The organism is Apilactobacillus xinyiensis (genome assembly GCF_019656235.1).
Classification (GTDB): domain Bacteria; phylum Bacillota; class Bacilli; order Lactobacillales; family Lactobacillaceae; genus Apilactobacillus; species Apilactobacillus xinyiensis.
This window is the reverse complement of sequence record NZ_BPLL01000006.1, coordinates 18,732-40,122: the sequence shown is the minus strand read 5'-3', so window position 1 is coordinate 40,122 and position 21,391 is coordinate 18,732. Positions and strand designations below refer to the sequence as shown.

18 protein-coding genes and 1 other annotated feature are annotated in these 21,391 nt (G+C 31.1%); of the genes, 4 read left to right on the top strand and 14 right to left on the bottom strand.

What is annotated here, in order from left to right:
- Positions 1-2: 2 nt before the first annotated feature.
- Positions 3-1,325: a DEAD/DEAH box helicase gene (locus tag K5Q11_RS02315; RefSeq protein ID WP_220751079.1), complete on the bottom strand. Its 1,323-nt coding sequence runs from the start codon at positions 1,323-1,325 to the stop codon at positions 3-5.
- 143 nt (positions 1,326-1,468) lie between these two features.
- Here K5Q11_RS02315 and K5Q11_RS02310 point away from each other — a divergent pair, with 143 nt between their 5' ends.
- The 3 genes from K5Q11_RS02310 to K5Q11_RS02300 all read left to right on the top strand — a co-directional run bounded on the left by K5Q11_RS02310 (position 1,469) and on the right by K5Q11_RS02300 (position 4,830).
- The gene (locus tag K5Q11_RS02310; protein ID WP_220751078.1) at positions 1,469-1,843 is read left to right on the top strand and encodes a DUF4828 domain-containing protein; all 375 of its coding nucleotides are present in this window, start codon (positions 1,469-1,471) and stop codon (positions 1,841-1,843) included.
- Positions 1,844-1,860: 17 nt separating this feature from the next.
- A complete protein-coding gene (gene gntK / locus K5Q11_RS02305) occupies positions 1,861-3,402 on the top strand; it encodes a gluconokinase (RefSeq protein WP_220751077.1) in 1,542 nt (513 codons plus the stop codon).
- Between the two features lie 105 nt (positions 3,403-3,507).
- Entirely contained in the window at positions 3,508-4,830 is a 1,323-nt protein-coding gene (locus K5Q11_RS02300; RefSeq protein ID WP_251067898.1) for an APC family permease, read from the top strand.
- 41 nt (positions 4,831-4,871) lie between these two features.
- On the opposite strand, the gene asnB is transcribed toward K5Q11_RS02300, so the two are convergent.
- From asnB to K5Q11_RS02240, 12 genes are all read right to left on the bottom strand, one after another.
- Positions 4,872-6,461, bottom strand: a complete 1,590-nt coding sequence (gene asnB, locus K5Q11_RS02295) for an asparagine synthase B (protein WP_220751076.1) — start codon at positions 6,459-6,461, stop codon at positions 4,872-4,874.
- Positions 6,462-6,527: 66 nt separating this feature from the next.
- Positions 6,528-6,787: a binding site (T-box leader), on the bottom strand.
- Between the two features lie 93 nt (positions 6,788-6,880).
- A complete protein-coding gene (rlmD, locus tag K5Q11_RS02290) occupies positions 6,881-8,251 on the bottom strand; it encodes a 23S rRNA (uracil(1939)-C(5))-methyltransferase RlmD (protein WP_220751075.1) in 1,371 nt (456 codons plus the stop codon).
- Positions 8,252-8,329: 78 nt separating this feature from the next.
- On the bottom strand, positions 8,330-9,310 hold the full coding sequence (locus K5Q11_RS02285) for a diacylglycerol kinase (protein WP_220751074.1): 981 nt from the start codon (positions 9,308-9,310) through the stop codon (positions 8,330-8,332).
- Between the two features lie 21 nt (positions 9,311-9,331).
- Positions 9,332-10,753 carry an Asp-tRNA(Asn)/Glu-tRNA(Gln) amidotransferase subunit GatB gene (gatB, locus tag K5Q11_RS02280; protein ID WP_220728664.1) on the bottom strand — a complete coding sequence of 474 codons (1,422 nt, stop codon included), beginning with the start codon at positions 10,751-10,753 and terminating at the stop codon, positions 9,332-9,334.
- Positions 10,753-12,222 (bottom strand): Asp-tRNA(Asn)/Glu-tRNA(Gln) amidotransferase subunit GatA, encoded by a 1,470-nt coding sequence (gene gatA / locus K5Q11_RS02275; RefSeq protein ID WP_220751073.1) that lies wholly within the window; start codon positions 12,220-12,222, stop codon positions 10,753-10,755. Before gatA ends, gatB begins: the two co-directional genes overlap by 1 nt.
- Positions 12,223-12,224: 2 nt before the next feature.
- Positions 12,225-12,530, bottom strand: coding sequence for an Asp-tRNA(Asn)/Glu-tRNA(Gln) amidotransferase subunit GatC (gatC, locus tag K5Q11_RS02270; protein ID WP_220728662.1), 306 nt, complete (start codon positions 12,528-12,530; stop codon positions 12,225-12,227).
- A gap of 68 nt (positions 12,531-12,598) precedes the next feature.
- Complete coding sequence (locus tag K5Q11_RS02265) at positions 12,599-13,708, bottom strand: CamS family sex pheromone protein (protein WP_220751072.1); 1,110 nt, start codon at positions 13,706-13,708, stop codon at positions 12,599-12,601.
- Positions 13,709-13,724: 16 nt separating this feature from the next.
- Positions 13,725-15,755, bottom strand: a complete 2,031-nt coding sequence (gene ligA / locus K5Q11_RS02260; protein ID WP_220751071.1) for an NAD-dependent DNA ligase LigA — start codon at positions 15,753-15,755, stop codon at positions 13,725-13,727.
- A gap of 15 nt (positions 15,756-15,770) precedes the next feature.
- A complete protein-coding gene (gene pcrA, locus K5Q11_RS02255) occupies positions 15,771-18,017 on the bottom strand; it encodes a DNA helicase PcrA (protein WP_220751070.1) in 2,247 nt (748 codons plus the stop codon).
- A gap of 116 nt (positions 18,018-18,133) precedes the next feature.
- On the bottom strand, positions 18,134-19,171 hold the full coding sequence (locus K5Q11_RS02250) for an ATP-grasp domain-containing protein (RefSeq protein ID WP_220751069.1): 1,038 nt from the start codon (positions 19,169-19,171) through the stop codon (positions 18,134-18,136).
- A gap of 21 nt (positions 19,172-19,192) precedes the next feature.
- Positions 19,193-19,765, bottom strand: coding sequence for a xanthine phosphoribosyltransferase (locus tag K5Q11_RS02245; protein WP_220751068.1), 573 nt, complete (start codon positions 19,763-19,765; stop codon positions 19,193-19,195).
- A 17-nt stretch (positions 19,766-19,782) separates the two neighbouring features.
- Positions 19,783-20,409, bottom strand: coding sequence for a glycoside hydrolase family 73 protein (locus K5Q11_RS02240; protein WP_251067897.1), 627 nt, complete (start codon positions 20,407-20,409; stop codon positions 19,783-19,785).
- Positions 20,410-20,545: 136 nt separating this feature from the next.
- Here K5Q11_RS02240 and K5Q11_RS02235 point away from each other — a divergent pair, with 136 nt between their 5' ends.
- Positions 20,546-20,767 carry a DUF2187 family protein gene (locus tag K5Q11_RS02235; RefSeq protein WP_220728656.1) on the top strand — a complete coding sequence of 74 codons (222 nt, stop codon included), beginning with the start codon at positions 20,546-20,548 and terminating at the stop codon, positions 20,765-20,767.
- Between the two features lie 30 nt (positions 20,768-20,797).
- Here K5Q11_RS02235 and K5Q11_RS02230 read toward each other — a convergent pair whose 3' ends face one another.
- On the bottom strand, positions 20,798-21,373 hold the full coding sequence (locus tag K5Q11_RS02230; RefSeq protein ID WP_220751067.1) for an ECF transporter S component: 576 nt from the start codon (positions 21,371-21,373) through the stop codon (positions 20,798-20,800).
- Positions 21,374-21,391: the final 18 nt, after the last annotated feature.

Sequence of the window (21,391 nt, the reverse complement as noted above, 5' to 3'; positions counted from 1 at the left end):
AACTATTTATTTTTACTCATATCACGCCATTTTTTACGCATCCCTTTATTCTTAGTATGCTTATTTTTTTTCTTCTTTTTGTTGGAATTAACTTTAGATGACGGAAATTTACTCTCTACTTTCTTACGCTTGGCAGGTTTATTTTTAGTCAAATTAACTTTTTTAGCATCTTTTTGGTGATTATTTTTAGTAGAATTAGGCTTCTTAGGTTGATCAGGTACATTATCAACCAACTTATTTTTAAAGAAATAAATTGGTTGTAAAGTATATTCCTCATCTTTAAGTAAATTTTTCAAATCTCTTAAATCATGATCATCACCAAAATTAAGCACTACCCCTTTTTCACCCATTCGACCTGTACGACCTACTCGATGAATATAGTCAATTGCATTATCCGGTAAATCATAATTTATAACTGCTGGAAGTTTAGGAATATCAATTCCTCTGGCGGCTACATCAGTGGTTAATAATAGTTTTACACGACCTAGTCTAAAGTCTTCCATCGCTTTTTGACGCTTTATTTTGTTTTGATCAGAAGTTAATTTAGCAATATTATTATAATGTTCATGCACAAAATAACTGTACGCTTTATTTAAATCATTCATTTGATTAAAAAATACTAAAGCTTTAAATTCCTTAATATGAGTTAGTCTAACTAACATTTTATTTCGATTAGATCGTAGTACTTCTAGCAGCCCATGTCTTACTTCACCACGAGTCTTATCAATGTTTCGAACATCAAATTTTTCAATAATTTTATTTCCAAACCACTTATCTAATTCTTCTAAGATTTCCGTTTCAGTTGCTGAAAAGAAACCTAGTTGAATGTCAGAATAACATGAATTAATAATTTGACGAACCGTAGTTAAAGTTTCACCTTGCAATAAATCATCGGCTTCATCAACTATAACCGTTTTAACATAATTAGTTTTTAATTTTTTATCATTAATTAGACTTTTAATTCTACCAGCAGTTCCAACAACTACTTCTGGTCGTTTCTTTAAGCTTTCTGTCTGACGCTTTACATTTGCACCACCGGTTAATGATAACACTTTACAGTCTAATAATTTAGCCCAATTGCGAGCAATTCTAGTCACCTGCATCGCCAACTCTTGTGAAGGTTCAATAATCATCAATTGGGTTCCTTCACCCGCTTGTAATTTTTCAATTGTAGGCATCAAAAATGCCAAAGTTTTACCTGAACCAGTTGGTGACAAACCTAAAACATTCTTACCACTTTTAAGCGGTTCATAGACTGATGATTGAATAATAGTTTGTTCACTAAAGCCTAATTTTTCAAAATAGTTTTTAAAATATTCGTTCATTAAATTACTCCTAATTTTTTTATAAAAACAATCATTATAACTATAATAACAAAAAGATTAGCACTATAATATATCTAGATTGTTCATTCATTTCAATCTTACATCAAGATATAAAAATAAGTTATTTAGAAAGGGGTTATATTGTGAGAAAAAGAAGTTTAGTCCTACTGGGAGCGACTTTTTTTGTTGGAATAGCAAATGAAGTTATTAAAGTCGGCAAAAAAAGTAAAAAAACAAAAAACGTCCCAATTCAATTATATTATATAGGTGAATGGACCTTTTTAGATAGGCGCAATGCTAAACATTCGCTCACAATCAACCCTGATTTATCTATTGAATTGGATAACAACAATGTTACAACTAAAACTAAAGAAATCGACGAAAAAAAGCTTACGTTAATTGACAATTTTGGATATCTACTAGTCATTAGAACCAATAAAAACAAAATACCTACTTCACTATATGACGAAGCAGATGATTATACTTACAATATAATAGGAGCCAAAGAAGGAAAATAAGTAACGGAGGTAGACAAATGAAATACATCATAGGTGTAGACATTGGAACTACAAGTACTAAGACCATTTTATTTGATAAAGATGGTAAAGTAATCGAATCATCAAATGATGATTACCCATTATATCAAGATTCATATGGAATGGCTGAGGAAGACCCTGATGAAATTTTTTCAGCGGTAATGTCAGGCATGAGCAAAGTAATAAGAAAGTCAAAAATTAACAATGAAGATTTATCAGGAGTATCATTTTCATGTGCAATGCATAGTTTAATTTTGTTAGATAAAGATTTTAAACCTATTACTAGAGCAATTACTTGGGCTGATAATCGAGCTTCCAAATATGCCAAAGAAATTAAAGAAAGCGATTTAGGTAAAAAACTATATGAGAATACTGGAACCCCCATTCATCCCATGACACCATTATCTAAAATCGTGTGGTTAAAAAATGAAAAAAATGATTTGTATCAACAAGCTAACTGGTTTGTAGGTATCAAAGAATATATATTTTACAAACTGTTTGGTGAATTAAAAGAAGATTATTCAATTGCCAATGCTACTGGTATGTTTAACATTTTTAATATGGACTGGGATTCCCAAGCACTCAAATTAACTGGAATTAGCAAATCACAACTTCCAGAATTAGTAGATACTACATACCAATTTCATGGAATTGATACGTCGTATGCCAAAGTTATTGGTATTAAAGAAAATACTCCATTTGTAATTGGTTCTTCTGATGGACCATTAGCTAATTTAGGCGTGAATGCCATTGATGAGGGTGTTTTAGCAGTTACCATCGGAACTTCTGGAGCCGTAAGAGTTGTAACTAATAAGCCTACTATTGACCCTAAGGGAAGAGTTTTTTGCTATTATTTAGCAAAAAATAAGTGGGTTGTAGGTGGACCTGTAAATAACGGTGGAATTGTATTTAAATGGGTTCGTGATCAACTTTGTGCACCAGAGAAAACTATTGCTGAGCAAATGAAAATTAACGCATATAGTGTCCTTTCTGGAATTGCTTCAAGAGTTCCAGTGGGTGCCAAGGGTTTAATTTTTCACCCCTACTTAGGAGGAGAACGTGCACCTATTTGGGACTCAGATGCACGTGGCTCATTTTTTGGATTAACTAGAAATCATACTAGAGCTGATATGATTAGAGCCGTTTTAGAAGGCATCATTTATAATTTATATACCGTTAGTTTGGCTCTTGAAGAAGTTGTTGGAAAACCTAAAGCTATCCAAGCTACCGGAGGATTTGCCAAGTCATCTTTATGGCGACAAATCTTATCGGATGTATTTGAACAAGAAGTTAGTATTCCTGAAAATGTTCAAGGAACTGCTTTAGGAGCAGCTACTATTGGTATGTATAGTTTAGGAATGATTGATAATCTAGAACAAGTTAAATCCTTGGTAGGTAAAGTTAAATCATATGAACCTAATCCGCAAAATTATCATGTATATAGAGAATTAGTGCCTATATACATTCGTTTAAATCGTTTACTAAAACCTGAGTATTGTAATATTGCAAAATTTCAAAGAACTCATAATAATGATGAATAAAAAATAACCGCAGTCATAACAAACAGTCTGCGGCTATTTTTTTAAGTGATTGTAAGATGTGAATATGTTAAAATACTGTAGTCTAAAAGTCAGGAGGAAAGAAAGTTGGAAAATAACAACTTAAAACGAGGAATTGGAATGACTGCAGCTTTATCAACAGTAATGGGAACTGTTATTGGAGCTGGAGTTTTCTTTAAAACAGCAAGCGTAGTAAATAGCACGCATTCATTTTCTTTAACCATTTTAGCTTGGATTGTTGGAGGATTATTAACAATTTGTGCTGGTTTAACGGTTTCAGAACTTGCAGCGGCTATTCCTAAAACTGGAGGAGCAATTAAGTATCTTGATTATACTTATGGACCTACTACTGGTTTTGCAATGGGGTGGGCGCAAATATTGGTTTATTATCCAGCAAATATTGCTGCCGAATCAATAATTTTCGCTACACAACTAATTAATTTATTTCATTTAAATGCGTCTTTAAATGTTCCTATAGCTATTATTTCTGCATTCAGTATATTATTTGTTAATTTATTAGGCGCAAAAGTTACCGGATATTTTCAAACTACCACATTAATTCTTAAACTAGTGCCAATTGCATTGATATCTATTGTTGGTTTAATGACCCCCGGAAACGTTAATATTTCATTATTTCCAGCGACTCCAACTAATGGTGCTAATCCATTTTTTGCATTTAGTGCTGGTTTATTAGCTACCATGTTTGCATATGATGGTTGGATTGGTATTTGTGATGTTGCTGGAGAAATTAAAAATCCTAAAAAAAATCTTCCTAAAGCTATTATTTTAGGTTTGAGTTTTATAACGATTATTTATACTTTAATCAACTTCGTATTTTTAAAAACTTTACCATTAGATCAAATTGCTGGTAACCAAAATGCGGCTGCTGAAGCTGCCATGAAAATTTTTGGTGAATTAGGTGGTAAATTGGTTACTATTGGAATCCTAATTTCTGTATATGGTTCAATTAACGGTTATACACTTAGTGGAATGCGAATTCCATATGCAATGGGAGTTAGTGACACATTACCATTTAGTAAATATTTTGTTAAATTAACTAAGAAAACAGCTGTTCCCTATGTTGCCGGATTATTTCAAGTGGCAATCGCAGTTATAATGATTTTCTTAGGAACTTTTGACTTGTTAACTGATATGCTTGTGTTTGTTATGTGGATATTTAACTGTCTATTATTCATAGCAGTGTTTAAACTTAGAATTAAAAATCCTGAAATGATTAGGCCTTACAAAGTTCCTTGGTACCCAATCATTCCAGCTATTGCATTAATTGGTGGTGGATTTATATTGGTTGAGACTTTAATAACTCAATTCAATCTAGCTTTAATTGGTATACTATTAACCTTAATTTCTTACCCTATCTACTATTTCCATAAATATCAAATCAATAAATAAAAATAAAGACCTCTAAAAATTAGAGGTCTTTATTTTTTGTTTTATTTTCCACTATCACCATAATTTTTTAATACACGTGCACTAGGATCATCAACATCACAGTTTTCCCAGTTTTTGTTTGGCATCCAAAAATTTTTTATCCAACTAGCTTTACCAGGGAAATATTCTTCAAAGATATCACGATACAACAATGATTCTTTAGTGAATGGCGTGCGATATTCATATTTATCTTTAGCTTTAGCCACATCCTCATCAGTATACATTTCATCAGCATAAGCTTTTAAATCATCTACTAAAGAATGACCAACTGCATCACTAAAGGCTGCTTTTTCACGCATTAAAATATCATCTGATAAGTAATCTTGTCCAGCAAACGCTTCTCTTAATAAATATTTACCTTTATCATATTTATTCATTTTCATTGCTGGGTCAATTGACATTACGTATTCCATAAAGTCTTTATCAGCAAAAGGAACTCTACCTTCTAAGGAGTTAGATGATATACAACGATCAGCTCTTAATACATCATACATATATAGTTCTCTAACTCTTTTCATGGCTTCTTTTTGGAATTCTTCTGCATTTGGAGCATAATCGGTGTATTTGTATCCAAACATTTCATCTGAACATTCACCAGTTAAAATAACTTTTAAGTCAGTTGTTTCATGAATGTTTTTACATAATAAATACATACCAATTGATGCTCTAATAGTTGTAATATCCCATGTTTCTAAAGTATAAATAACATCTCTAAGCGCACCTAATACATCTTCACGAGTCATAATAAACTCAGTATGATCTGTACCTAAATAGTCAGCAACTTCTCGAGCATATTTTAAGTCAATTGGGTTACGGTCCATTCCAATTGCAAAAGTTTTAATCGGCTTACCACCCTTTAATTTAGAAGCAATTGAACATACCAAGGAAGAGTCTAAACCACCTGAAAGTAAGTATCCAACTGGTGCATCAGATTGAAGACGTTTTTTAACGGCTGCTACTAAACGATCATGAATTCCTTTAGTAGCTTCTTTCAAACTTGGAGTAATCATTTTTGAAACCATTGCAGGATCATGATAGCAAACAAATTTTTCGCCATCATAATAGTGTCCTGGTGGAAATGGCAATATTTTATCACATAAAGGCATTAGTGTTTTAGCAGTTGAACCAAATGCAATTTGGTTATCTTCTTTAGTGTATCCATAAAACATTGGTCTAATTCCTACTGGGTCACGTGCAGCCATTACTTTTTTAGTAGTTTGATCATACAACACAAAAGCAAATTCAGCATCTAGCATTTTGCACATGGTATCTAAACCATATTTACGATATAACGGAATTAAAACTTCACAATCACTGCCACTTTCAAATTCATAATCATCTTTTAGATTATCTTTTAAAGTAAGGTAGTTATAGATTTCTCCATTACAAACTAAAGTACATTTATCAGCTTTAAATGGTTGCATTCCATCATCACTTAAATCCATAATTGCTAAACGATTGAAACCAAACATCATTTCGTCAGCTTGAAGTTTACCAGTCATATCTGGTCCACGATGGAAATTCTTTTCCAAGGCCTCATCGAAAGTTTTTAAATCGAATTTCATTGAATCAACAGCTAAAAATCCACACATAATATCGCTCCTTATCTAATAAATATTTATTTAGAGATAAAAAATAAGCCTTCCATCCCTTAATTTACAAGGGACGGAAGGCTTATTTCCGCGGTACCACCCAAGTTGCCTACAAACATATTTAAAGTAGACCAACTCATATAAGAGTACAAATAATACTCCACCGATTGTAACGTATCGGATACGTCTAAGCCTACTCTGACTAAGTCATTTGGGTTAGCAACTTGGGAAAGGGTTTTTCAATAAATCAGGGTCGACTAGTTTCACACTATCACTAGCTCACTTAACGATTAAATTTATTTACTCGTCTTTCTAGTTAATTTGTTATAAGCATAATAACTCAAAATAAATTAAAATGCAATAACAAAGTTAAAATAAAATGATTATTTTTTAATTTTTATTTAATCAAGAGTCTAAAACTAATTTATTTTATCAAATACAGTTACTGTCTCGACATGCACAGTTTGTGGAAATTGATCAACTGGTTGAACTGGTTGATTTATTTCATATCCTAAATCTGATAGTATTTGTGCATCTCGTACTAATGTGGCTGGATTACAAGAAATATAAACAATTTTTTGTGGGTTCATTTTAGCAGCACTATTAATGAAACTCTCATCTAATCCCTTACGTGGTGGGTCCACCATAATAACATCTGGTTTCAAACCATTTTCTTGCCATCTTGCCATTTGTTCTTCAGCTTTACCAACAACAAATCTAGCATTATTAATATGATTTTTTTGTGCATTAATTTTAGCATCTTCAATTGCATTTGCAACTATTTCAACTCCATAAACCTTCTTGACATGTTGCGCCATTGCTAATGAAATGGTTCCAATACCACAATAAGCATCAATAACTGTTTGATCAGATGTTAAATTAGCCTTTTCAATTGCTAATGAATATAATTTTTCAGTTTGAGTTGGATTAACTTGATAAAAAGAATTTAATGAAATTGCAAAGGTTAAACCTAACAATTTATCTTCAATATAATTCTTACCAAATAATTTAACATTCTTTTTACCAAAAATAGCATTACCATCACTAAGATTAATATTTTGAATAATGCTCTTAACTTCTGGCAATTGTTCAGTTATGGTTTTAACTACTAAATCTGACATAGGCAATTTTTTAGTTCTAGTAACTAAACCAATCATCATTTCACCAGTATAATAACCTCTACGTACTATAATGTTTCTAATTACACCATTGTGACCACCTTCATTATAAGGCGCCACATGAAATCTTCTTAAAACATCTCTAACCACTAAAATAGCTTCGTCAATTTTAGGATCTTGAATATAAAAATCTTCAATTGGAATTAGGTCGTGTGAGTGTCTACGGTAAAAACCAGTTTCTAACTTTCCATGAATTTTTCTAACTGGAACTTGCGCTTTATTGCGATATTTATTCGGTGTATCCATACCAATAGTAGGCAATACATCAACATCCATTTTAGCTTTTTCAAATAGTTCTTGAACTTGATGTTGTTTGAAATTTAATTGTGCGTCATATTTTAAATGTTGTAATGGTGCAATACCTGTTTTAATATAATCTCGATTTACATCTTCAACTCTATCACTGCTCTTTTTAATTAAAGTAATTAGTTTACCAAAACTAAAGTTTTTATTGACCTTAGTAATCTTTACTTTAGCTACTTCTCCTGGAAGAGTATCTTCAATAAAAATAGGGAAATCGTCAATTTTTGCAACACCTAACCCTTGGTAAGTTAAGTCCATAATATTTACTTCATATTCGTTATTTTTAATAACTGGTGTATCTATTTTCATATTTTCTCCTTAATAAACAAAAAGTTTTACTGTATTATCTCATTTATTATAATACAGTAAAACTTTTTAAATAAAAAATTATTTTAAATTGTCAACTTCATCAATAAATTGTTTTTCTGCTTTAACTGAGTCATAGCTAATAGCTTTTTTAGGCATGCTATCCAAATTAGCATACATTTCAATATGCTGTTTTAAATTAACAAATTCCATTGGAGCATCGCCACCATATTCACCATCTAAATTAATTTGCATTTTATCGTTCACTGGACGTGCGACTAATTTAGAAGTTTTTTTATAAATAATTCTAGAATCATTTATATGACGACCACCACTAAGTACTTTTGCTAATAATTGTAAAATTTCAATAATATTACTAGTTTTCACAATAATCATTGTAAAATTACCATCATCTAGAGACGCATCTGGAACGATTCGTTCTAGACCTCCAATAGAATTAGTCATAGCAAGTAAAAAGATGGACGCTTTACCTTCAAATTTACCACCATCATATTCTAAATTCATATCAATTGGTTTAATACGTGGCAAAAGTTCAGCACCCTTAACCAAATAAGCTAAATAACCAAAAATAGTTTTCAAATTAGATGGAACATCATAGGTCAATTCTGTAAGCAAACCACCACCAGCAATGTTCATAAAATACTTATTACCAGCTTTACCAATATCCATATTAAAAGTTTGATCTTTCAAGACAATTTTAGCGGCATCAACTGGATTTTCACGAGGAATATGCAAAGCCCTTGCAAAATCATTAGTAGTTCCCGCCGGAATAATGGCCATTTTAGGTCGATGCTCTAAAAATGCTATTCCATTTACTACTTCATTAATTGTACCATCACCACCAGCAGCCACAATTAAATCAAAACCTGCTTTGGCAGCTCTAGTAGCCTCATTTTGTGCAGAATTTTTCTCTGGAGTGGTAGCATATGCACTGGTTTCATAACCAGCTTGTTCAAAAACATTCAAAATATCAATCATATTTTGTTTTAAGGCTTCACGACCAGAGGTGGGATTATAAATTACTCGAGCACGTTTTTGCATGTTAATAAATACTTCCTATCTCTACTTGTTAATTGATTGCATTAATAATTTATTAACAACTTGAGGGTTAGCTTTTCCACGAGTTTGTTTCATTATTTGACCCACTAAGAAACCAATTGCTCGATCTTTACCATTATGAAAATCTTCAATAGATTGAGGATTGTCAGACAAGATTTGATCAATAATTGGTTGTAATTCTTTAGGATCAGATAGTTGAACCATTCCATTATCATGCACAAATTGTTTAGGTTCTTTACCTTCAGTAATTGCTTTAAATACTTTTTTAGCCATCTTAGAAGAGATAGTTCCATCACTAATTAACTTAATCATAGTGGTTAGATTTTCTGGTGTTATCTCAGTATCATCTAAATCAACTTGTTTAGAATTTAAATATTCATTTACATTAACTTGTAAGTAATTAGATGCCATTTTAGGATCAGCACCTAATTCAATCATCTTATCATAGAAATCAGACATTTGTTTAGTTTGAGTAATAACCATAGCATCATAATCAGTTAAACCTAGTTTATTAATGTATCTATCTCTACGACTAGCTGGCATTTCAGGTAATTCATCATGAATTTCATTAATCCAATCATCTGAAATGTTTAATGAAGGTAAATCAGGTTCTGGGAAGTAACGGTAGTCATCCGCACCTTCTTTAACACGCATTAAAATGGTTGTTCCGTTAGTTTCATCAAAACGTCTAGTTTCTTGTTGAATTTTTCCGCCAGACATTAAAACTTGTTGTTGACGTTTTTCTTCATAAGCCAAACCTTTACGTACATAGTTAAATGAGTTCAAGTTTTTAAGCTCAACTTTAGTTCCAAATTCTTTTTGTCCATATGGTCGAATTGAAATATTAACATCAACACGCATGGAACCTTCTTCCATTTTAACGTCAGAAATTCCAGTAAATAACAAACGTTGTCTTAAAGCTTCCAAATAAGCATAAGCTTCATCAGGTGAAGCAATGTCTGGTTTAGAAACAATTTCAATCAAAGGAGTACCTTGACGGTTTAAATCCACATAAGAAAATTTATTTCCGTGAGTATTTTTACCAGCATCTTCTTCAATATGCATTTCTTCAATTCCAATTTTTTTCTTCTTACCATCAACTTCAATTTCGATCCAACCATCATGAGCGTCCGGAGTATCATGTTGCGTAATTTGATAAGCTTTTGGATTATCAGGATAGAAGTAGTTCTTACGATCAAAGTGAGGATGTCTTTCAATCTCAGCATGTAAAGCTAAAGCTGCCATAATTCCAGATTTAACTACACCTTTATTGGTAGTAGGCAAAACTCCAGGATATCCCCAATCAATAACATTAGTATTCTTATTAGGTTCATCCCCATATTCCACAGGAGAAGGACTAAAAATTTTAGAATTTGTTTTTAACTCAACGTGAACTTCAAGTCCAATTGTTGTTTCAAAGTTCATTACTTTTCTCCTCCCATCATCTTAGGTGTCTTTGTATGAAAATCAGTGTTTTGTTCAAATGCATAACCCGCTTTATAGATTGATTCTTCATCAAAATGACGAGCCAGCAATTGCATACCAATAGGCATACCATCCTTAGAGAATCCGGCAGGAACTGACATTCCTGGGATACCAGCCATATTAGCAGGAATAGTTAATGCATCATTCATATACATAGTTAAAGGATCATCATTTTCTTCACCAATACCAAAAGCTGGAGTTGGTGTAGTTGGTGTCATAATTAAATCGTAATCATTAAATACTTTTTTAAAGTCGTTAATGATTAAAGTTCTAATTTCAGCTGCTTTTTTAAAGTAAGCATCATAAGAACCAGCAGATAAGGAATAAGTTCCTAACATAATACGACGTTTAACTTCATCACCAAATCCTTCTGAACGACTTTTAACGTATAATTCTTCAAGGTTTTTAGCATCTTTAGCACGATAACCGTATCTAATTCCATCAAATCTTTGTAGATTAGATGATGCTTCAGATGGGGCAATAATGTAGTAAGCTGCTACTCCATATTTATTATGTGGTAATGAAACTTCTTCCACTTCTGCACCTAATTCGCGGTAGACATCAGCTGCTTTTAAAATAGCTTGCTTAACGTCTTCATCAATACCTTCACCTAAGTATTCCTTAGGCAAACCAATTTTCATACCCTTAACTCCTGATTTAATATTCTTAGTAAAATCAGGTACTTTTTGATCAGAACTAGTCATGTCATGTTCATCATGACCAGAAATAGCATTAAGTAGCAATGCATTGTCATAAACATTTTTAGTTAATGGACCAACTTGGTCAAAGCTGGAAGCAAAAGCAATTAATCCCCAACGAGATACTCGACCATAAGTGGGTTTCATTCCAACAATTCCATTAAATGAAGCTGGTTGACGAATTGAACCACCAGTGTCAGATCCAAGAGCTGCTAATACATCTCCAGCAGCAACTGCAGCTGCTGAACCACCAGAAGAACCACCTGGTACTTTAGTTAAGTTCCAAGGATTTTTAGTAATCTTCATAGCTGAAGTTTCAGTAGAACCACCCATAGCAAATTCATCCATGTTGGTTTTACCAATACTAATAGTACCTAAATCACTTAATTTTTTAACAACAGTTGCATCAATTATAGGTTTAAAATTGTATAGCATTTTAGAACCTGCTGTCGTTAAAATATCTTTTGTTAATAAATTATCTTTTAAAGCTACCGGAATTCCAGATAACAAATTATCTGGATCAATTCCTTTTTCATCTACTTTTTTAGCTTCAGCAATTGCTTGTTCTTCATTAATTGTAATGAAAGCACCAATTTTATCTTCGTTATTTTTGGCATTTTTAATTACTTCTGTAGTTAATTGTTCAGCAGTAATATCACCGTTAACTAAAGATTCATGAATTTCAGCAATATTTTTATTTAATAAATTCATTACTAGTCCTCACTTTCATCAATAATTGTTGGAGTTCTAATCAAATCATCAGCTACATCAGGTGCATTTTGTAATAACGATTCTTTTTCGTTCCAATTATCAGCTACGTCTTCACGCATAGTATTTATTTGGTCAGTAACGTTGAAAGTAGGTTCAATATCAGAAGTATCAACTTCTTCAAAGCTTTCAAATAGTCCCATAATATTACTTAGTTGATCAGTAAAATAAGGAAGTTGTTTTTCGCTCAACTCTAATTTAGCTAAAGACGCAACATGTTCGACTTGTTCTTTAGTAATTCTGTTACTCATAGTGAACTCATTCCCCTTTAATATTTATTATTTTAATAATAATTTTAACATACAAAATCATATGTTAATTAATAGCTTGAAAATACGTGTGAATAGAAATCTTTGCTACTAGAGCTTCTAGATAAGAAGCTTTGCATTCCTTCAGTAGAGCTTATACTTATGTCAATAGGTATCCCTGTTGGCAAGTATTTTTCGGCTTGTGTTTCTACATACTGAGTAAAACTAATGATTTCACTTTCTCCGTAAAATTGTGTAGTAATGTTTACGTGCATTCCACTTAGTTTACCATCTACATAATGTGCTTGAGCTGTAATTCCACTTAGATTAGGGAAAAAGTTTTGAACTTGACTCTTAAAGTTATCAAAAGCATCTTCATCATTATTATTAGTTTTACTACTTTGCGATGGCAAAACTTCATTTTTAATGTTCATTTTTTGCCAACTGGAAACTTTATTAGCACCATCATTATTTACGGAGTAAGCAAAGAAATTACCACCAACAAGACTATCATTAGGTGCTTGTTTATATAACGCTATTACAATTGGAATATTTTTTAAATCTTTGTTTTTACGTAATCTTTGTAAAATAATGTTACCTATTTGTTTACCTTGTTCTTTAATTTCAGAGTTAGTTAATTTCTTTTGATAAATAGCACCGTATGCTTCTTTACGATAATAATAAACTGAATTTATCCCCACACCAATAGTCATTCCACTAATTTTTAGAGAATTATTTTGTTGTGTCATAAAGTCTTGTTCGTCAATTTGTTGTAAATACATTGGTACTTTACTATCTTTACCAGCTGGATTTAGCCCCTCTGGATTTTTCTTTGTCTTTCTACCTAACCATTTTTCAGTAGTGCTAGTGTTGATATATTGACCCTCTTGAAAAATGTATTTATCAGTAGAAAAATGTGACTTAGAAATGTTCAATAAACCATTTTCAAAGCTCTTTAAGTTTAATTGATTATCATTTTGTTGAACTGAAACTCCACGTGATTTACTAGTTTGATAATGACCATCTTTTATAACTCCTTGATAGTACTTATTACTAGTTTGTCCTATTAATTGTGTATTCGAACTGTTCTCTTTACTCTTTTTTCCACTATCCGACTTACCACACGCTGACAAAAATAGTGCACAAGTCATCAATAACATAATAATCTTGAACTTCTTCATGTTATTTCCTCCTGGATTAATAATTAATCCGATTAATTTCTTCTAAAAATTCATTCTCAGACATTATTTTAACATTTAAAGACTCAGCTTTGTTCAACTTACTTCCAGCCTTTTCACCAGCAATTAAAATATCTGTGTTTTTAGAAACACTACCGATTATTTTAGCTCCTAATTGTTCTAGAATTTCACTAGCTTTAGGTCGACTCATTTCATTTAATTTACCAGTTAAAACGATTCTTTTGTTCATAAAAACATTGTCTGGTATATCATTACTAACACCTAAATAACGCATATTTAAGTTAAATTTCTTTAGTTCAGTTATTAGTTCAATAGAATCTTCATTAGAAAAGTAGGTAACGATACTATCAGCTATTGTTTGACCAATTGTGTCGATTTCTAAAATTTCATCCGCATTGGCATTAATAATAGCATTAATATCTTTAAAATGTTTAGCAACTAATTTTGATGCTTTTACACCTACATGACGTATTCCTAAACCAAACAACAATCTTTCCAGAGAATTACTTTTACTGTTGTTAATCGATTTAATCAAATTATCAGCAGCCTTTTCGCCAAATTTATCCAATTTAAGTAATTGATCATTACTTAAACTATATAAACTAGCTACGTTACTAACTAAATTATTTTCAAATAATTGATTTACTATTTTAGGACCTAAGCCATCAATATTCATTGCATTTCTAGATGCAAAATGATTAATTTGTTCAGTTAATTGAGCTGGACATTGTGGATTTATACATCTTAAAACTACTTCTTCATCTAAATGTACCAGTTTAGCTCCACACGATGGACAATTTGTAGGAACTATAATTGGTAAACTTTCAACAGGTCGTCTTTCTGGAATATATTCAGATATCTCAGGAATTATATCGCCAGCTTTATGAAGCTTAACAACGTCGCCAATTCTTAAAGCTTTTTCATTTAAATAGTCAGGATTATGCAATGATGCTCTTGATACTTTAGTTCCAGCTAAAGTAACTTCATTCATAATTGCCGTGGGTGTAACTACACCTGTACGTCCAATTGTCCATTCAACATCCAATAACTTAGTTTCAGCTTCTTCAGGTGGAAATTTATAAGCAATTGCCCATCGAGGAACTTTAACAGTATGACCTATTTTTTCTTGTAACTTTAAATTATTAGTCTTAACTACTATACCGTCAATACCATAACTCAAATCATTACGTTTGCTAGTATATTTATCGATATACTCATTAATTTCTGATTCATTACGAGCTACTTGATAAGTATCATTAACTGAAAAACCTAATTCCTGTAACTCTTTTAACATCCCACTTTGAGTGTTGGAATTTAAATCGTCATAATTAGCAACATTATACATAAAAGTGCTTAAGTTTCGGGATTTAGTCACAGCTGGATCTAACTGTCTTAAACTACCAGCAGCCGCGTTTCGTGGATTAGCAAATGGCTTTTGCCCATCTTTTTCGCGTTGTTCATTAAGTGACACAAAAGATGCTTTTGGCATATAACATTCTCCACGAACTTCAATGTTTACTGGATGCGTAAGCTTTTGTGGAATCGATGGGATGGTCTTCAAATTGTTGGTTATATCTTCACCAATTAACCCATTTCCTCTAGTAGATCCTTGAATAAAAATTCCGTTTTCGTATCTTAAGGATATCGATAATCCATCAATTTTTAGTTCACAATTATAAGCATCAACTTCGGGATTGTTATTAACTAATCTTTTTAAAAATTCGGCTAATTCTTGTTTAGAAAAAACATCTCCCAACGAAAGCATTGGAACTTTATAATTTACTTTGCTTAAATCATCTAAAACATCGCCACCAACTTTTTGTGTAGGTGAGTCTGGAGAAATTAAATCTGGATATTTTCGTTCAATTTGAACTAATTTTTCATATAGATGGTCATAAACAGAATCTTCAACTGTAGGACTATCCAATTCATAATATTCATGACTCCATTGATTTAACTGATTAACTAATTTAACTAATTCACTTTTAGCATCATCTTTACTTAAATTTTCAACTGAAAAGCTATCCATACCAATTCCTCCCTTTTAAGCTTTATTAATAGGAGCAAAAGCAGCTAATAAACGTTTTAATCCTTTATCTGGGAATGCAATATCTAATTCCATATCTTCTCCTGTACCAGTAATTTTAACTACCGTTCCAGTTCCCCAAGCTTTATGTGTTACCTTATCTCCAATTGTCCAAGCTTGCTTATTAGCACCAGTTTCTTTAGGCTTTTCAACTTTGTTAACTGGTTGATGATATGATCTATATTTAGCTCTTTTGCTATTATAACTGCTTGTTTTAGAATCAAATGGTGTTTTGTTAATGCTATCTAAGCCTTGATTTTCGCTTTGTATTAAGTCACTATCAATTTCATTAACAAAACGAGATTCTGGATTATTTTGACGTCTACCATATAACATACGTGAAAAGGCATTAGTTATATATAGCTTTTCTTGCGCTCGAGTAATTCCAACATAGGCCAGTCTACGTTCTTCTTCTAGTTCAGAGTCATCAGCTGCGGCCCTTCCTAATGGGAAAATACCTTCTTCCATTCCCATTAAAAATACTACTGGAAATTCTAATCCTTTAGCAGCATGCAAAGTCATCAAAGTTACTTGAGGTGCATTATCTTCAACATCATCTTGAGCAGAAACTAATGCTAAATCAGATAAGAAATCTGCCAGCATAGAATTACTATCTTCGTTTTTTTGATAATTATCATCAAATTGTTTAGTTACTGATAAAAATTCTTCAATATTTTCAATTCTAGCTTTTGATTCTAAAGATTTAGATGCCTTTAAAATGTCTAAATATCCAGTTTGATTCAATATAACATTGGTCAACTCAGTAACCGATAACGTACTTTGTTGAAGTTGCAATTTACCAATTAACATTCCAAAATCAGAAATAGCACTTCTAGCTCGTGCAGATAAATCACCACTTAATTCAACATTTTTAGCTGCTTCTAATAAAGTCCAATTATTCATTTGTGCAAAAGAACGTAATTTATCAACACTAGTACTACCAATTCCTCGTTTTGGTTCATTAATTACTCGTTCAAAACTAATAGAATCACTAGGATTAGCAATTAAAGTTAAATAAGCTAAAATATCTTGAATTTCTTTTCGATCGTAGAATTTATGACCGCCAACAATTGTATATGGAATATTAGATTTAAGAAAAGTTTCTTCAATAATACGTGATTGTGCATTCGTTCGATACAATACAGCAAAATCACCATATGAATATTTTGATTCTATTCCTGCTTTAATTTTTGAAACAACAAATAAAGATTCATCAACTTCACTTTGCCCACGGTAATAAGATATTTTTTCACCTTCATCATTTTCAGTCCAAAGGTTTTTATCTTTTCTTTCAGCATTATTTTGAATTACTGAATTAGCAGCACGTAAAATGTTTTTAGTAGAACGATAATTTTGTTCCAACAAGGTTACATGTGCATCTTTATAATCATTTTGAAAATTCAAAATATTGTTCATGTTAGCTCCTCGCCAACCGTAAATACTCTGATCAGCATCTCCAACTACACAAATATTTCTATACTTGTTTGCTAACATTCTAACTAATTTATATTGAGCTTCGTTAGTATCCTGGTATTCATCAACGTGAATATATTTAAATTTATCTTGATAGTAAGTTAACACATCAGGATTTTGATTAAATAAATCAATCGTAAGCATAATAAGATCATCAAAATCTAATGCTTGATTACTATGTAATTGTTTTTGATATGCCTGGTAAATTAAACCCACGTTTTTTTCAAATGGATTAGATTCGCCATGGTTGCTAATGTAATCTTCTGGAGTTTGCAAATCATTTTTAGCATTAGAAATTGAAGACAAAACTGCTCTAGGATCATTTTTTTTAGGATCTATATTAAGTTCTTTCATAATTCTTTTAACTAAAGTTCTTTGCTCTGATGTTCCAGCAATTGTGAATGCTCGATTATAACCAAGCTTATCAATGTCTCTTCTCAAAATTCTTACGCAAAGAGCATGAAAAGTAGAAACCCAAACTTCTTTGCCACCAGATTCTAAAAGTTTCCCTACACGTTCACGCATTTCTTTAGCAGCTTTATTAGTAAAAGTAATCGCCAAGATATTCCATGGTAAAACATTTTTAGCTTGAATTAAGTATGAAATTCTATGAGTTAATACCCTAGTTTTACCACTACCGGCACCTGCCATAATTAATAGAGGACCCTCGGTACATAAAACTGCTTCTTTTTGTTTATCATTCATTCCTGCAACTAAATCTTTATCTGGCAAGTAAAACACAATCCTCTCCGTATTTTTTATTCACTTAATTATATCATAAAGGCTCGATTGATTTATCTTATTCAAAACACAAAAAAGCCGGTCTAAACCGACTTCTAATTATAAATTTAGTTGGTCTTAATAACATATCCACCAATGTTAAATCGTTTGTCTTGATAAAATTTAACTCTACTATCAGTGTCTTGCATAACAATTTTAAAAGCATTTTCACAATTATCTAAGGAAAAATTATAAAGCGTTTTTTTATCATTGTTGATTTGATAAGGGATTAATTTATTACCTAAAATTCCTCTTAAATAATTTTCAAAAACTATATCTTTAAAGAGATGGATTGAACTATTTAACAAAATACTAATTTGATCTAAATAAATAACTTTGTTTGAACCGATGTACATAGAAATCATAAAAGGTCCTAAATAATCTACGTTCGTAGCTAATTTTCTAGCAATATCTTGTAACTCTTCAATAGTTTCAATACTTTCATTTACACTTAAAGTAGCAAATATTTCATTAGGATTATCATAATAATTATTAATAACTGGTGAAATTTGAAAGCCGTTTAAACCTTTAGAAACAATAATAGAATAATCTTTTTTGTCATCTAAATAAGCCTCTAAAATAAAAGTTCCAGATCTTAAAATACCTTCTGCATAAACTAAGTCATTAGGACTACGTAAAATAAGTTCATCCCCATTAACCGTACTTTTTTGAATGGGTTTTAAAATTGCTGGAAATCCAATTTGTTTAATTCCATTCTCTAAGTCTTCGATGTTTAAAACGGTTACGTATGGGGCAGTATTAATGTTTAATTGTTCAAAAAAAGTTTTGGCAACAATTCGATCCTGAATAAAATCTAATACATTATTACCTTGTATAAATTTATCATTTTGTTTAATAAAATCTGAATCTAGATTTTCAGAATTATAAATAACAAAGTCAGATTTATGTACAAATCTCTTAAGCTCATCTAAATCATTTAGACTACTTACATTATAGTAGTCAACGTATTTATTCATTTCAGTAGACTTGGTATCTTCATACAAACCAACTTTAAACCCGTGATTATGCAAAAAAACAATTAGATCTAAATTAATAATCGATGACCCAATAATTCCTATACTATCACCTAAATTAATATTATTCATAAAACTGCCTACCCTTTATCATTATTCTACAAAAGTTACCTTATTATTATCTAGTGAAGCAATTCTAGCCAATGATTTTACATTGAAACCATCTTTTTCCAACTGTTTTCTTCCAGGTTGAAAACTCTTTTCAATTACAATTCCAATTCCAGAAACATTGGCTTTAGCTTGATGAATGATGTCTACTAAACCATGAACAGCTTGACCATTAGCCAAAAAATCATCAATTATAAGTACATTGTCATCAGAATTAATAAAACGTTTATCAATACTAATATGATTAGTTACTTTTTTAGTATATGAATAAACATCACTTACAAAAGCATTATCACTCATAGTAACGCTTTTATGCTTTCTAGCAAAAACCACTGGAACATTCATTTGTAGGCCAGTTAACACTGCTGGAGCTATTCCAGAAGATTCTACAGTTAAAATTCTAGTTACATTGTTCTTATCAAATAACTTTTTAAATTCTTTCCCAATTAGCTTCATTAATTGAGGATCTACTTGATGATTCAAAAAGGTGTCAACCTTTAAAATATCTCCTGATAAGACAGTTCCATCTTTAACGATACGATCTTCTAATAGTTTCATATTTGTTTTCTCCCTAATTATTTATGTTTATCATATTGGTTTAAATAATATTTTTCTATAATTTTAATTATTTTTTTAGTATAAGATGGATCAGTAGCATAACCATCACTTTGTAAGCCAGCAGCTGCTTCAACATAATTATCTGAATTAACTACATCTTGATATTGTTGGCGATTCCAATAAGTCCCATTTCTAAGTAAAGCTGCATGTGACATTATGGATTCTTCCCAACTGTTATAAACTTTAAATCTACCTGTAGTAGTTATAAATTTACCATTTACAAATTCTTGCGTTGATAGTTTAACTGCTTGACTATCATTAACATCTGCCTTCATGCCATACAAATTATTGTATTTAACTGACAAGCCACTATTACCCCAATCAGATTCCAAAATGGCTTGAGCAATACTAATACTAGCCAATATATTATATTGTTTTTGCGCACGACATGCAGATGGCAAAATTTTATTTATAAAAACTTTATGTTTTTGATTAACGTCACTTGGATTATAAGCATCATATGTATGATGACTAAAATAATAAATTCCTGAAAAAAATAATCCCATAAAAAGAACTACTGCAATCAGTAACTTATTAAAACTAACCGTTATTTGAAAATTTTTTTTACGTTTTTTTTTCGGCAATTATTTAGCGCTCCTTTTATTAATGAATATTTTAACTGTAAATAAACCATTTTACAACGTTTATAAATATAATTAATTGACAAAAACTGCTTTTTTGGTTAGTTTGAAAGATAGACACAAATAGGAGATGCTAAATATGCCAAAAGACAAGACTACTAGTAATGAAAAATCCCCCTTTGACGTAGGAGATACTGTTAAATTTCAACTTGAAAAGAAGGAATTTACCGGAACTATTGAAAAAAGCTATACAAACGCTTTCTTAATTGGATTTAAATCCAATGACGTTGAATTAGAAGACAAATATCATGATAAAGTAGTTATCAATAACAAAAAATTAAAAATGGTTAAAAAACATTAAAAAAATACGTTGCTTAAAGCAACGTATTTTTTATTTAACAATTTTTTGCAATGGTTTTACTACAAAAGGAACTACTAAACCTGAAACAATCATTTCGATAACTCCATTAGTTCCAGCAACACCTAGTAAAAATGGAAGCATTGATGAACTATCTATATGATAAAGTTGAAAAGATTGATTACTATAAAAAACATATATTAGGCTAAGAAATATAACTGTATTGATCAAAGAACCTAGAATTCCCATTGCTGACAATAGAATTTTAGAATTATATTTCTTTTTTAGTTTTAAATATAAAAATCCTATGACAATTCCTATCAATGTACGTGGAAGAATCGAAATTACTGGATTTACTAATACAATGGCAGCTAACGGACTAGTAGGCCACCAATAAGCTCTAATAAATGTGATAAATCCCCATGTAAAACCAACAATTCCACCAAATTTAGGTCCCATTAAAATTGCAGAAACAATCACAGTTATAGGAATAATCGTTATACTTAAAGGACCAAATGGTATATTGCCAATGATTGGAACTGTGGTTTGAACTATTATCAAGGCAATAAACATTGCCAACATAACGTTATAATTATTTCTTTTTTTCATTTTGGTTTCCTTTCAAGA